The organism is Novosphingobium sp. CECT 9465 (assembly GCF_920987055.1).
Taxonomy (GTDB): domain Bacteria; phylum Pseudomonadota; class Alphaproteobacteria; order Sphingomonadales; family Sphingomonadaceae; genus Novosphingobium.
Genome location: NZ_CAKLBX010000001.1, coordinates 925,128 through 938,428, shown reverse-complemented (window position 1 = coordinate 938,428; position 13,301 = coordinate 925,128). Strand labels below are relative to the sequence as shown.

13 protein-coding genes are annotated in these 13,301 nt (G+C 62.9%); 2 read left to right on the top strand and 11 right to left on the bottom strand.

All coding sequences use genetic code 11. From position 1 onward, the window contains the following. Positions 1 to 92: 92 nt before the first annotated feature. A complete protein-coding gene (locus LUA85_RS04590; protein WP_231467348.1) occupies positions 93 to 1,343 on the bottom strand; it encodes a threonine ammonia-lyase in 1,251 nt (416 codons plus the stop codon). Between the two features lie 37 nt (positions 1,344 to 1,380). Then, positions 1,381 to 1,758: a hypothetical protein gene (locus LUA85_RS04585; protein WP_231467345.1), complete on the bottom strand. Its 378-nt coding sequence runs from the start codon at positions 1,756 to 1,758 to the stop codon at positions 1,381 to 1,383. Positions 1,759 to 1,836: 78 nt separating this feature from the next. On the opposite strand from LUA85_RS04585, the gene LUA85_RS04580 reads away from it, so the two are divergent. Both LUA85_RS04580 and LUA85_RS04575 read left to right on the top strand, forming a co-directional pair. Next, complete coding sequence (locus LUA85_RS04580; RefSeq protein ID WP_231467342.1) at positions 1,837 to 2,775, top strand: NAD(P)-dependent oxidoreductase; 939 nt, start codon at positions 1,837 to 1,839, stop codon at positions 2,773 to 2,775. Next, the gene (locus LUA85_RS04575) at positions 2,772 to 4,466 is read left to right on the top strand and encodes an amidohydrolase (protein ID WP_231467340.1); all 1,695 of its coding nucleotides are present in this window, start codon (positions 2,772 to 2,774) and stop codon (positions 4,464 to 4,466) included. The genes LUA85_RS04580 and LUA85_RS04575 overlap by 4 nt, the downstream gene beginning before the upstream one ends. A gap of 54 nt (positions 4,467 to 4,520) precedes the next feature. On the opposite strand, the gene LUA85_RS04570 is transcribed toward LUA85_RS04575, so the two are convergent. From LUA85_RS04570 to argS, 9 genes are all read right to left on the bottom strand, one after another. After that, positions 4,521 to 5,780, bottom strand: a complete 1,260-nt coding sequence (locus LUA85_RS04570) for a hypothetical protein (protein WP_231467337.1) — start codon at positions 5,778 to 5,780, stop codon at positions 4,521 to 4,523. 727 nt (positions 5,781 to 6,507) lie between these two features. Further along, positions 6,508 to 7,308, bottom strand: coding sequence for a twin-arginine translocase subunit TatC (gene tatC / locus LUA85_RS04565; protein WP_231467335.1), 801 nt, complete (start codon positions 7,306 to 7,308; stop codon positions 6,508 to 6,510). Further along, positions 7,305 to 7,709 carry a Sec-independent protein translocase protein TatB gene (gene tatB / locus LUA85_RS04560; protein ID WP_231467333.1) on the bottom strand — a complete coding sequence of 135 codons (405 nt, stop codon included), beginning with the start codon at positions 7,707 to 7,709 and terminating at the stop codon, positions 7,305 to 7,307. The genes tatC and tatB overlap by 4 nt, the downstream gene beginning before the upstream one ends. A 35-nt stretch (positions 7,710 to 7,744) precedes the next feature. Further along, a complete protein-coding gene (locus LUA85_RS04555) occupies positions 7,745 to 8,005 on the bottom strand; it encodes a twin-arginine translocase TatA/TatE family subunit (protein WP_231467330.1) in 261 nt (86 codons plus the stop codon). An 89-nt stretch (positions 8,006 to 8,094) separates the two neighbouring features. Further along, on the bottom strand, positions 8,095 to 8,697 hold the full coding sequence (gene scpB, locus LUA85_RS04550; protein ID WP_231467327.1) for an SMC-Scp complex subunit ScpB: 603 nt from the start codon (positions 8,695 to 8,697) through the stop codon (positions 8,095 to 8,097). Continuing rightward, positions 8,694 to 9,491 carry a ScpA family protein gene (locus LUA85_RS04545; protein WP_231467324.1) on the bottom strand — a complete coding sequence of 266 codons (798 nt, stop codon included), beginning with the start codon at positions 9,489 to 9,491 and terminating at the stop codon, positions 8,694 to 8,696. The genes scpB and LUA85_RS04545 overlap by 4 nt, the downstream gene beginning before the upstream one ends. Further along, positions 9,491 to 10,507: a beta-N-acetylhexosaminidase gene (gene nagZ / locus LUA85_RS04540; RefSeq protein WP_231467320.1), complete on the bottom strand. Its 1,017-nt coding sequence runs from the start codon at positions 10,505 to 10,507 to the stop codon at positions 9,491 to 9,493. The genes LUA85_RS04545 and nagZ overlap by 1 nt, the downstream gene beginning before the upstream one ends. Before the next feature lie 71 nt (positions 10,508 to 10,578). Further along, on the bottom strand, positions 10,579 to 11,340 hold the full coding sequence (locus LUA85_RS04535) for an SPOR domain-containing protein (RefSeq protein WP_231467317.1): 762 nt from the start codon (positions 11,338 to 11,340) through the stop codon (positions 10,579 to 10,581). 28 nt (positions 11,341 to 11,368) lie between these two features. Next, positions 11,369 to 13,117: an arginine--tRNA ligase gene (argS, locus tag LUA85_RS04530; protein WP_231467316.1), complete on the bottom strand. Its 1,749-nt coding sequence runs from the start codon at positions 13,115 to 13,117 to the stop codon at positions 11,369 to 11,371. Between the last annotated feature and the right edge of the window lie 184 nt (positions 13,118 to 13,301).

Sequence of the window (13,301 nt, the reverse complement as noted above, 5' to 3'; positions counted from 1 at the left end):
AATCGGGAGCATTCCGGCGTTTTTCCCGCCGCAGATGCCGCCAGTCCGGTTACAGGACACCGCCGCGCGCAAAAGTTAACGCGCGGAACCGATCAGCCAAGTTCGACCTGCTCGACGTCATAACCCTTTGCGCGCAGTCCTGCGACGAGCCTGTCGATCTGCTCACGATCGCGCGCTTCGCACTCGATCTCTGCGGTCAGGCCCTTGGCCGGCAGTGAGGTGAAGATGCGCTGGTGCCACACTTCCAGGATGTTCACCTGATGGCGGTTGAACTCCTCCACGACCTTGAACAGCGCACCCGGCCGGTCCTGCAGCGTAATGCGCAGGCGGCCAAGGCGCCCGGACCGGGCAAGGTCGCGCAACAGCACATTGGCGAGCAAACGCGTATCGATATTGCCGCCGCACAGCACCACGCCGACATTGCGCCCGGCAAACAGGTCGCGGTGCGTCATCATCGCGGCAAGGCCCGCCGCGCCCGCACCCTCGACCACGGTCTTTTCGATCTGCAACAACAAGGCGACCGCGCTTTCCAGCGCCGCCTCGTCCACCAGCACGATATCATCGACGATCCGCGCCAGCACTTGCGAGGTGAATTGCCCCGGTTCCTTCACCGCGATACCTTCGGCCAGCGTATCGCCGCCGCACGGCATGTCGAGGTGCTTCAGCTTGGCGAACATCGAAGGAAACAGCTCTGCCTGAACGCCGACCAGGCCGATGTCCGCCTTGATCCCGCGCGCCGCCGTGCCCATGCCCGAAAGCAGCCCGCCGCCGCCGATGGGCACCACCAGCATGTCGATTTCGGGCGCATCTTCCAGCATTTCCAGCGCGACCGTGCCCTGCCCTGCGGCAACGTGCGGGTCGTCGAACGGATGCACGAAGGTCAGACCCAGTTCGCCCTCCAGCTTGCGCGCATGGGCATAGGCCTCGTCAAAGGTCTCGCCTTCAAGCACGACCTTGCCTCCCACCGCTTCGGTCTGCATGATCTTCACGGTCGGCGTCGTCCTGGGCATCACGATGGTAACCGGAACGCCAAGGCGGGTGCCGTGGTAGGAAAGCCCCTGCGCGTGATTGCCCGCTGACGCCGCAATAACGCCGCGATCGCGCTGTTCCTGCGTCAATTGCAGCAACGCGTTCAGCGCGCCGCGCTCCTTGTAGGCGGCGGTAAACTGGAGGTTTTCGAACTTCAGCCAGATGTTCGCACCGGTAATCGCACTCAACGTCTTGCTGTACAGCGTGGGCGTACGCACCACATGGCCCGCAATTCGCCCCGCCGCTGCGCGAACATCGGCGAGTGTCAGCAGGGCATTGTCCTGCACGGCGGGCTTGAGAGCGGTATTTTCCATGCCCGCGCCCTAACGGAAAGGCGGGACCAATGGAACCTCAAGCTTGCGAGGGAAAGCCCGCAATCCGGCGGAAAATGAACACCGGTCCCAGCCCGACGACGATCGCCGCTGAATCCGCCACCCAGTCACGCCAGTCCGAATCGCGGTGCAGCGCGGGAATGGCCTGCACAACCTCGATTCCGACACCCACCAGCGAAAGCCACAGCGCTGCGCGCACCAGCGATCCGCGCGGCCAGCCTGTGCCCGCCAGTACCGTCAGCGTGAAGAACGCCAGCATGTGCTGGAACTTGTCGCCAAGGTCATCCGTCGGCAGTTCCGGCGGCTTGGGCAGGATCGCCATGACCAGTGCAAACACCAGCGCAGGCCAGAACGCCAGCCGTGCCATTCGTGCAATCATGTCGGCCCAGCGCTTCATTGTGCGCGGTCATGCTACGGGCGCTTCCGCCTTGCAAGAGGGGTGGCACTGCGCGGCAAACCCGATATGAAAGCGCACATGACAGACCAGACCCAGCCCGCCGCCGCGCCAGTCCCTGCCGGTGCACCCGTCAATGTGTCCTTTCTCGGACTTGGAGTCATGGGAGGGCCAATGGCGCGGCACCTTGGCAACGCCGGACACAAGCTGACGATCTTCAATCGCACATCGGCCCGCGCAGAAGCGTGGCAGGCAGCAAACCCCGGCATTCCCGTACGCATCGCAACCTCCCCGGCAGAGGCCGCCGATGGCGCCGATGTGGTCATCACCTGCGTTGGCAACGACGACGATCTTGCCGATGTGGTGCTCAGCCCCAACGGGGCGTTTTCCACGCTGCGGCGCGGCGCGCTGTTCATCGACCATACCACCGTATCGGCGCGCATTGCCCGCCAGATCGCGGTGGAAGGGCGCGACAAGGAATTGCTCTGTGTCGATGCGCCGGTCACCGGCAGCCAGTCGGGTGCCGAAGCGGGGACGCTGGTCGTGATGTGCGGCGGCAGCGCGCGGGCCGTCGATGCCGCGCGCCCTGTGCTGGCCGCTTATGCCAAGCGGGTTGTCCATGTCGGCAAATCGGGTGCGGGACAAACCGCCAAGATGGCGAACCAGATGTGCATCGCCGCGACGCTGGCTGGTCTTTCCGAAGCCATACGCTTCGCGCAGACTGCGCATCTCGATCTGGAAAAGGTGTTCGAGGCGATTTCCGGCGGCGCAGCGCAATCGTGGCAGATGGACAACCGCTTCCATACCATGGCCAAGGATGAATTCGATTTTGGCTTCGCCGTGGATCTCATGCGCAAGGATCTGGGCCTGGCCATTGAAGAGGCCCGCACGATCGGCGCAAGCGTTCCGGTGACCGCGCTGGTCGACCAGTTCTATGTCGATGTTCAGGCCATGGGCCATGGCCGCGAGGACACGAGCGCACTGATCCGCCGCCTGCCGCGCCGGAAGTCTGCAAAGTGAACGCCAGACGTGCCGTCCTGGCCGCCCTGCTGCTGACTGCCGCTGCCCCCGCACTGGCCGATACGCTCATCGACAATGTGAAGGGCTCGACCATCGGCACCAATGGTCAGGTCGAGACCTTCACCGGCCTGCTGTTCGACAACGCCGGAACCATCGTCCGCGTCATCCACGCTGGCGACAAGAAGCCGAAGCCCAAAAAGGAATACCAGTATCACATCGACGGCAAGGGAGGCGTACTGCTGCCCGGCATGATCGACGCGCATGCCCATGTCATGGACATCGGGTTTGCGGCGCTCAGCCTCGACTTGTCGGAAACCGCTTCGTTGAGCGACGCTCTCGCCAAGATCCGCAGTTTCGTTGCCGAACACCCCGATCGTCCATGGATAGTGGGCGGCGGCTGGAATCAGGAGACGTGGAATCTGGGCCGCTTCCCCACCGCGGCAGAGCTTGACGCGGTCACCGGAAACCGCCCGGTCCTGCTGCGGCGCGTCGATGGCCACGCCGTCTGGGCAAACAGTGCCGCACTCAAGGCCGCAGGGATCACCGCCGCCACCAGAGACCCGGTCGGCGGAAAGCTTGAACGCAATGCCGATGGCAGCCTGCAAGGGGTTCTCGTCGATACGGCGATGGAATTGCTTAGCGGCAAGGTGCCGGCACCGCGCCCGGATGACCGGGATGTCGCACTCGCCACCGCCCAGCAAATCCTGTTCAAGCGCGGCGTGACAGCCGTGGCCGACATGGGCACCGGCATAGAGGACTGGCAGGCCTATCGCCGCGCTGGCGATGCCAACAGGCTTTATGTGCGGATCATGGCCTATGCCGCTGGCACCGAACAGATGATCCTGATTGGCGGCCCCGGTCCCTCGCCTTGGCTCTATGCCGACCGACTGCGCTTGAACGGCGTGAAACTCTACCTCGATGGGGCGCTGGGATCGCGCGGGGCATGGCTGAAAAAGCCCTATGCCGATGCCCCCACCACGAACGGCCTGCCGCAACTGACGCAAACCCAGCTTGGCAACCTGATGAGCCGTGCGGCGATGGACAACTTCCAGGTCGCCATTCACGCCATCGGCGATCAGGGCAATGCCGCTGCCATCAGCGCGGTGGAGGACCTCTCGGCTACATACAAGGGTGATCGCCGCTGGCGCATCGAACATGCCCAGATCGTTGATCCGCAGGACTTTGCACGCTTCGGCAAGGCCGGCGTGATCGCATCGATGCAGCCTGTCCACCAGACATCGGACCGCACCATGGCCGAAGCGCGCCTTGGACCTGACCGGCTGGCCGGTGCCTACGCGTGGAAGTCTTTGCAGGTCGCAGGGGCCAAGCTGGCCTTCGGTTCGGATGCACCTGTCGAAAAACCCGATCCCTGGGCCGGGCTTGCTGCTGCGATCAGCCGCCAAGGGACTGACGATCAGCCTGCAGGCGGATGGCAACCGCAGGAACGGCTCGACCGCGCCAGCGCCTTTGCCGCCTATACCAGCGGAGCCGCCTTTGCGGGTTTTGCCGAACAGCGCTTCGGCAGGCTCGCGCCCGGACTGCGTGCCGATTTCATCCTGGTCGATACCGATCCGCTCGTCGCAAGCCCCGAACAGGTCCGCGCAACGCGGGTGCTGGAAACGTGGGTAGGCGGCGGCCGGGTGTGGGAGGCGGCGCAGCCTGAAAGCGGGCGGCCAATGCAGAGCCAGTGAAACGGTGAAAAGGCAACTGGGCAACGCGCTTTGCCAATTGCTCAAAGTCGGGACTCAGGGCGTTCTGGGACCACGATCCGTGCAGACAGTCTTGTTTTCATATTCTGGGAAGTAGCCTACGGCAGGCCCCCACTTCACGATCGTCGCGTTGCCCGTTGCCTCACGGGTGGTATCGCAGCGAACGCGATGTTCATCGTCCACGATCTTCTCCCAGGTTGGCGACGACCAGCCCCTTGGTGAACGGATGAAAACGGCTGTATGCTGGAATGGCTTATTAGTCGCCAACGGCACCCCCATGGCGCCAGCAATCTGGCCCAACAGATCGACCGTATATCCCATCACATCGCCGCCATCGCTTTTCTTGGGGTCTGCCTGTCGCTCACGCTGTAACGTATAGCTGCAGGTGAAACCCCCATTCCCAAGGCTGCAGCGCATTTTTGTCAAAATATAGCGATAATCGAAGTGGATGCCGCGTGGATTGCCCATGCCGATCACGTCTTCGCCAATTGCATAATAAGACGAGCTTTCGGCAAAATAGGCTTTTCGGATTGCCTGCACGGCATCAAAGCGACTAGGCCCCCCTGCTACAACCGGCACTTTCCATTCCGCAATTTCTTGCTTCAGTTCCTGTTGCTGACGCGCATATTCGCGTTCGTTGCTCTCTCGCTGCTGATCATTGAGCCTGGCCATCCACAGGCGGTATGACTGGAAGGGCGGAACCTGAGACACGATGGCCTGCTTCTCGGCGAAATCGGTCACCCAGAATGAGGAACTGAGTGTCTGAAACGCAAAGAGATTCGGTGCTGATTGGAGCGCCTTCGCCAATTCCTCGGCATTGGCTTGCGCAACAGCGCCGGCAAACTGTGCCCTCATGCCAAGAAGCGCGTTCTTGAATGGCGCGTTCAAAGCGTCCTGCTGCGCAGTGCCAATCGAATAAGGGACGAGCCTTTGGAACGAATCGACAAAGCCAATGGCCTGATTGGCCTGCCCCGCCTGCGAGGATACGTTGATCTTGCCGTAAGTTGCCGGGATGTCCTGAAGGAATCTCTCGATCAGATTGACCGCATCGGCTGCAATCTTCCGACCGCGTGCGTCGAACTGGGCCGAGCGCCCCGGATCAGCGCCGCCATAGCCATTTTCCCGTTGGCTCAATGATCTGATGCTGGAGAAGCGCATCGCTTCGGCATCGTGAGCTTTGCGGATTTCGGCAAGTGCCTGAAATTCAGGCTGATACCTTGCTATGAGCGACGAAAGGCCGGGAGCATTCGGGTTTGACGAGAAACGCAGCGACGAGACTGCTGACAAGCGCATCACGCGATCCTGCAGACCTCCCGAAGGCAATGGCGCGGCAGTTCCGCGGCGTGTCGTGGCAACGGATGGCGTCACCGGAATTCCCGCCTCTCGCAGAGCCGATGCGGCAAATGGCGACCCGGCCTGTGCAGCGCGCTGCATCCAGACAATCTCTTCATCACGGGAACGGCGCACAGCTTTCCCTGCCGCATAGAGCCGGGACAGGTGGGTCATGGCATCAGCGCTTCCCGCTTCGGCAGCCTTGCGGAACCATTGGACCGCCTCTGCACTTGCCACCTTGTTGGGCGATTCCGCCTCAAGAATCAGAGCTAGCTCGGTCATTCCAGGGGCGAATCCAAGATAAGCCGCTCGCTGCGCCCAGACTTTGCCCTTCACCACATCGGGCGATCCCCACCATCCACGCCACGAAGCACAGGCCGCCAACGTGGCCGCCTCTCCATCTCCCGCCAGTGCCGCAGCCTCGATCTCTGCGCGACGCATGGCCGTACGAGTTCTGGCGGCAATATCTTCGTAACTCATCCGGTCCCAATTGGCAGCCCCGACACCTATCGGCGAAGTCGTGGGAGCAGCGAGTGCAGGTGTCGCAAATAAAATGGCAAATAGAAGAGACGCACGAATCATGAGCGACAAACCTCAGTTCGAATGTTGCGTAAGTTAACGTGCACTCCAATGACTCGTCAACTTCGAAACCACGGCCACTCACCCATTTTGGCACTATCGCCAGTTCCACCTAACCAGCGTCTGCCCTCGCCTTCTCCGCCGCCTCTTCCTCGGCCTTGCGCTTGGCATCGGCGCTTTCGGTAAAGCGCATCAGCACCAGCGTACCTTCAAACAGCAGCAGCAGCGGAATGGCCAGCATCAGTTGGGAGACAACATCGGGCGGCGTCGCCACTGTCGCCACCGCAAAGATCATCACGATGGCATAGCGCCGCGCCTTGACCAATTGTGCACGGCTGACGATCCCTGCGCGGTTGAGCAGCATCAGCAGCACCGGCAGCAGGAAGCTGATCCCGAAGGCCAGAATGAACTGCATGACCAGACTGAGGTAATCCCCCGTCCCCGGTAGTGCCTCCAGTTGCAGGCCGCCCTTGTTGCCTTCGAAGCCCAAAAACCATTTGAACGCGGTGGGCATGACCACGAAATAGGCAAGGCTGGCGCCCATGGTGAACAGGACCGGCGTCGCCAGGATGAAAGGCAGGAACGCCTTCTTTTCCCGCGCATAGAGACCGGGCGCAACAAATGCCCACAACTGGTTGGCGATCACCGGAAAGCTGATGAAAAACGCCGCGAACATCGAAACCTTCAGTTCGACGAAGAACGCCTCATAGAGCTTGGTATAGATCAGTTTGCCCTGCCCAGGCGGAAACGCCACGACGAGCGGACGCGCAAGGATGCTAAAAATGTCGTCGGCAAAATAGAAGCAGACGGCAAAGGCGGCCATCAACGCGTAAACGCAGCGCAGCAACCGCGTCCGCAGTTCCAGCAGATGGTCGAGCAGCGGTGCCTGGCTCTCGTCGATATCGTCGATCATGGCTGCGCCGTTCCGGGACCGGGAACCGCAGGCGTATCGGCCATCTTGTGATCGGGCGGCATAGGCCCGATCATCACCGGGTCCGGTTCGCCTGCGGGCAAAGGATCGTTCTGATCGGCAGCGGCCTCAACGCCCTGCCCTTGCGCGGCTGCGGCGGCTTCCTGCGCTGCGGTTTCGCGCATGATCCGTTCGTTCTGCTCCTTCCACTTGCGCTCCATCTCCTCCATCTCCGCCTCTCGCATCATGGTTTCGATGCCGGAGCGGAAGTGATTGGAAACGCTGCGCATCTTGGCCACCCATCGGCCTGCGGTGCGCAAGGCCATGGGCAGATCCTTCGGGCCGATCACGACGATCGCCACGATGACCAGCACCAGCAGTTCGGAAGCGCCGATGTCAAACACGGCTCATGGTCCCCGGCGGACTTGCGACGAAAGGCTTACTTGGCCTGATCGGTCGAGGTTGGCTGCGCCGTGGGCTGGGGCGTCGGCTGGGGCGTGGGCTGCGCCACGGGCGGCACCTGCTGCTGGATCTGGGCTGGAGGCGGGACAGGCTTGTTGTCCTCGTCCGTCATGCCCTGCTTGAAGCTTTTGATGCCTTTGCCGAAATCGCCCATCATTTCGGAAATGCGGCCACGGCCAAACAGGACCAGAACCACCAGCGCAAGCACGATCAGGTGCGGAAGGGAAAGACCACCCATGTCACAAACTCCTTTGCGCTCCTTCTGGAACGCCGACCTCTAGATAGGTAGCCCGGTCGCGTCTGACCAGCCAGTCCTTGCTGTTGTTTTCATGCGATCCCGCCAGGCGGTTCTTCCCCTGCCGTGTCGTCATCACCGCCTCCCGTCAAGACGGCAAACGCCTCGTCCACCGGGTCAAGCAGGCCGGCCGCGCGCAATTCCTCGATTCCCGGCAGATCCCGCCGCGATGACAGCCCGAAATGCGTGAGAAAATCAGGCGCGGTTGCATAAATCGTCGGGCGCCCCGGCACTTCGCGCCGCCCGGCAATGCGAATCCATCCCGCTTCCAGCAGCACATCCAGTGTGCCCTTGGCGGTCTGCACGCCCCGAATTGCCTCGATCTCTGCCCGGCTGACAGGTTCGTGATAGGCAATGATCGCCAGCGCTTCGGTTGCCGCGCGGGAAAGGCGGCGCGGCTCTTCCTTTTCGCGCCGCAGCAGGTGCGCAAGGTCGGGCGCTGTCTGAAAGTGCCAGCGGCCCCCACGCTCCACCAGTTGCACCCCGCGCCCGGCGTAGTCTGCCTGCAACTCCGCAATCGCACCGTCTACCGCCGCTCCGCCAAGGTGGGCCGACAGTTCCGCGATGGTCATTGGCTGCACCGCTGCAAACAACGCTGCCTCCACTGCGCGGGTAAGATCATCGCGCGGCGTCATGGCCGTGCAGCCCGCAAAAGCAATGGACCGAACGCGGCATCCTGCGCAATTTCCGCGCGTCCCTGCTTGGCCAGTTCCAGCGCTGCAAGGAAGCTCGATGCCAGTGCCGACTTGCGCAGCAAGGGGTCCGCATCAGACGGCAGAAACGCGCGCAGATCGGTCCATTCTACCGCCACACCAAGCATTTTCGATACGCGAGTCAGCGCCGCATCAAGCGTCATCACTGCGCGCGCGCGCACCATGTGGACAACCGGCTGGTTGCGCAGTTTTATCGCGCCATAGGCCTGGATCAGCGCAAAGATGTCGCAATTCCACAATGCCTTGCGGTCTACTCGCAACCCTTCCGGGCATCCACGCATGAACACGTCGCGCCCTATCCGGTCGCGCGCCATCAGCCGCGCTCCGGCCTCGCGCATCGCGCCGAGCCGCTGGAGCCGCAGTTGCAACTTCAGCGCCAGTTCCTCCGGGCTTGGCTGCACTTCGGGGTCGCGCGGCAACAGCAACAGCGATTTGAGGTAGGCAAGCCATGCCGCCATCACCAGATAATCAGCCGCCAGTTCCAGCTTCAGCGCTTCGGCCCGATCGATGTAACCGAGATACTGATCGACAAGATCGAGGATGGAGATCGTCCGCAGATCGACCTTCTGACGCCGTGCCAGTTCCAGCAAAAGATCGAGCGGACCTTCCCAGCCGTCCAGTTCCAGATAGAGTGCAGCATCGCCAGCATCGGCCGAGCCGATGCCTTCCCACGCCGCGTCGCCATCGAACAGCGCCGGGAGGCTGGTGTCGGCCATCAGGCCAGTTCCAGCAGCCGGTCACGCGTGGCAAGAAGCACCGGCTGTTCTGCCATTTCCGTCGGCCCATCGAACGCCGCCGTCAGCGCAAGCGCCCGCTCCAGCCGCTCCGCCGTCAACACACTCATCGGTGAAAGGTATTTGGCGATCCCGGCCATGTCATCCATCTTCGCCCAGCAATTGAGCGCAAGATCGCACCCCGCCGCTTGCGCCTTTGCCGCCCGTTCCGGCACGGTGCCGCCCAGGGCCTGCATATCCAGATCGTCAGTCAGCAGCAGTCCGCCGAACCCGATGGTCTGGCGGATGATCTCCTCGATCACGAACGCCGAATGGGTAGCGGGATTATCGGCATCCCACGCGGTGAAGCGCACATGGGCTGTCATCGCGATCGTGGCGTCCTGCAACGTGCGGAACGGTGCCAGGTCCAGCGCCAGTTCTTCCGCAGAGGCCGTGACGGTTGGCAATTCCTTGTGGCTGTCCACCAGCGCGCGGCCATGGCCCGGCATGTGCTTGACCACGCCCGCCACCCCGGCCCGCGCCAGCCCGTCAAGCGTGGCCCGCCCCAGCGCAGCCACGCGCATCGGCTCCGCCCCCAAAGCCCGATCCCCGATCACGTCATGCGCGCCGGGCTGCCGCACATCGAGCAGCGGCAGGCAATCGACGCTGATCCCGGCCTCTGCCAGATCCAGCCCCAGCGCATGGGCATTGACCCGCGCCGCCTCGATCGCGCTTGCAGGTGCAACATCGTAGAGCCGGTCAAAACGCTCACCGGGAGGATAAGCAGTCCACACCGGCGGCTTCATTCTGGCGACGCGCCCGCCCTCCTGATCGATGCAGATGAACGTGCGATCCCGCCCATGCAGCGCGCGCAATTCGTCGGTCAGCGCGCGCAATTGTGCACGGCTATCCACATTGCGCCCGAACAGGATATATCCCGCCGGGTCGGCATCGCGGAAAAACGCGCGTTCGTCGTCAGTCAGGGTCAGGCCGGAAAGCCCGAAGATTGCAGGCAGCATCACGCAAGACTCGCGCAAACCCGGCGCTTTCTCAAGGCCGGGTTCACGCTTGGCGGGGGAAAACTAGCGGCTCAGCGCTTTACCTGACATTTCAGGCCGCCCGCCTGCAACTTCTGGCACAGCGCGTTGGCTGCGGGACCATCGCTCGCAACCGCCTGAAGACGATAGACGGTGCCGATATCGGCCTTGCCCTCTATCACGCGGTGCTGCAGGCCCTTGAGTGCTTCATGCGTACCCACCAGTTTGTTCCACGCCGTTTCCGCTGATGCATTCGACGAAAACGCGCCGACCTGCACACCGACACCGCCGGCTGCAACGGCAGAAGCGCTGGCGGAGGCCGTGGCGCTCGGCTTGGCCGAAGGCGTTGCTGCGGGAACAGGCGAAGCAGAACCGGCCAGATTGGCGCCTGGCTTCTGGCCCTCGCTCACCTTGAAGCTCGAATCGCCGGTGCCGGCAAAGGTCTTTCCGCCCGGATCGCTTGGCGCAACCTTGTAGGGTTCCTTGCTCGCCTCGATCAGGCTGCCATCGGCATTGGCGGGTCCGCTGGCCTTGTTGGTCGCATACCAGATGCCGCCGATCAGCGCCGCCAGCACGATCAGGCCCATCACGGCAAAGCCGATCAACCGGCCATTGCCGCTGTCCTCATCATCCGCATCCACGTCGTCGGCGCTTTCCAGCCACGGCAGGCGCTCTTCATCACCCAGCGCAAGCCGGTCACCCGGATTGCGGTTCCCAAGATCATCGTTCGCGCCCAGTTCGGTCGCAACGTCAAACGGCCTGGCTCCCATGCCGTCGTCCTGATCCTGCCAGGAGTTATGTTCATCACCAGTCATGCTCACGCCCCTGCCGTTCACGCTCGCGTCAAAGTTCTTGCGCAGCCTCGACACCGAGCAGGGCGAGACCGTTCCTGATTACCTGCCCGATTTGCGCGGCGAGGAAAAGGCGGGCTGCGGTCATTGCGGAGTCATGTGCCACAATGAACCGCTTCTCCGGCCGGTCGTTACCCAGATTGTAGAACGAATGAAACGCCGACGCGAGATCGTGGAGGAAGAATGCGATGCGGTGCGGCTCGCGCGCCACGGCAGCAGCCTCGACCGTGCGCGGGAACTGTGCAGCCAGCTTGACCAGCGCCAGTTCTTCTTCGCCCAGCAGCCCCAGATTCTCGCCTGACGGCGCAAACCCCTCGTCCGCGCCCTTGCGGATGTTCCGGCAGATGCGGGCGTGGGCATATTGCACGTAGAAGACCGGGTTGTCCTTCGATGCCTCGACCACCTTGGCGAAATCGAAATCCATCTGCGCATCGGGCTTGCGGGTCAGCATGGTGAAGCGCACCACGTCCTTGCCCACTTCATCCACCACGTCCGAAAGCGTGACGAAGTTGCCGGAACGCTTCGACATTTTCACCGGTTCGCCATCGCGCAGCAGTTGCACCATCTGCACCAGCTTCACCTCGAACGGCTTTGCGGTGCCGCCATCGGCGCTGGTCAGCGCGGCAACCGCCGCCCTGATCCGCTTGACCGTGCCAGCATGGTCAGCGCCCCAGATGTCCACCAGCGCATCGGCGTTCTGGGCCTTCTGGAAGTGATAGGCGAGATCCGCCCCGAAATAGGTCCAGGCACCGTTCGACTTCTTGATCGGGCGGTCCTGATCGTCACCGAACCGGGTCGAGCGGAACAGCGGCAATTCCACCGCCTCCCAGTCTTCCAGCGTCTTGCCCTTGGGCGCTTCGAGCAGGCCATCATAGACGAGATCATGCGCGCGCAGCCAGCCTTCCGCAGCATCAACCTTGCCCGATGCCTGTAACTCCGCTTCGGACGAGAAAAGATCGTGACGGATGCCAAGCGTGGCCAGATCGGCGCGGATCATGTCCATCATCGCCGCCACCGCGCGGGTGCGAAATGCGATCAGCCACTCGGATTCCGGCGCGGCGGCATATTTGTCGCCAAATTCGGCGGCCAGTTCTGCGCCCACCGGGACCAGATAATCGCCCGGATAAAGGCCTTCGGGAATTTCGACCGTCTCGCCCAGCGCTTCGCGATACCGCATGTGCACCGACCGTGCGAGCACATCGACCTGAGCGCCGGCATCGTTGACGTAATATTCCTTGATGACCTTGTGCCCGCTATAGGCCAGCAGATCAGCCAACGCGTCGCCGACGACCGCGCCGCGGCAATGGCCCATGTGCATCGGGCCGGTGGGGTTGGCCGAGACATATTCGACATTGACGACCTTGCCGCCGCCCATATCGGACCGTCCGTAATCCGCGCCTGCGCTTGCGATCAGCGCCAGTTCGCCGCGCCATGAATCGTCGGTCAGCCGCAGGTTGATGAAGCCCGGCCCGGCGATCTCTGCGGAAACCACGCGCGGTTCCTTTTCGAGTTCCGCCACGAGCAGCGCCGCCAGGGCGCGCGGGTTGGTGCCAGCGGGCTTGGCCAGCACCATCGCGGCATTGGTGGAAAGATCGCCATGCGAAGGATCGCGCGGCGGCTCGCACGTCACCGCACTTCGGTTCAGCCCGCCGGGCAGTGTACCCGCCGCTTCCAGCGCTCCAAGCGCAGCGTCGATTACCCGAGCGAAGTCGGCATGAAGGTTCATCTGGCCAATAGTCATGGCCGCGCGACTAGCGGAACTGGCCCGAAAGCGAAAGGGTGTGCGCGCGTTCGGACCGCGTAAGAACTGCATGCGCAAATCATCAATCGTCATTGCGAGGAGGCAAAGCCGACGCGGCAATCCAGAGTGTCGGATACAAAGGCTCTGGATTGCTTCGGCCTTCGGCCTCGCAATCACGATGATT